The organism is Paenibacillus sp. 01L418 (genome assembly GCF_056400045.1).
Window position 1 is genome coordinate 1 of record NZ_JBFTSN010000860.1, and the last position, 633, is coordinate 633.

Genomic DNA, 633 nt, shown 5'->3' on the forward strand with positions numbered 1-633 from the left:
GTTCTCTGTCTCTCATTATAGTGGGCTGTTAATCTAGTGAACTACTATAATAATGACATATCTTTATCACGCTAATGACTAGTTGTCTCAGAGCATGAATTAGGATATTGACGGTTATAACGGGTGCTCTTATGCTAAAAGCGTGAACTGGTCGTGCCGTTTCCTATTAATGGAAGACGCGTCCTTCACGAGAAATTTGATATGAGGGAGTGAAAGATGATGAAGCAAACTAAGGCTGTACAGCGGGTATTTATTCTTGGAATGGATGGTGCGGGTAATTTCGTGCAGCAAGCAGACACACCAAATCTAGATGCTTGGCTTCCACGTGGAGCCTACACCTTTGATGCGAAGGCGGAAATGCCGACGATCAGTGCAGAATGTTGGGGATCTGTGCTTCATGGGGTACAGCCTGACAAGCATAAATTAAATAATGAGAAGGCGGCAACACTATCCTATCCGAGTGATTCTCCCTTTCCTTCCCTCTTTCGACTAGTAAGAGAACAACAGCCAGAGGCTAAGCTTGCTTCCTTTAGCAGCTGGAGTCCGATTAACTCCGGTATTATTGAAGATAATCTCGGCGTACATAAAGTTTCTTTGCCGGATGCTGAGCTTGTCTCTTCTCTTCTCGTATAC

Annotated in this window: 1 pseudogene; it reads left to right on the forward strand. The window is 44.2% G+C overall.

Annotated features, from left to right (window positions below):
• Nucleotides 1-216 precede the first annotated feature (216 nt).
• Nucleotides 217-633, forward strand: a pseudogene (locus tag AC1DSE_RS36155) (alkaline phosphatase family protein); the annotation flags it as partial.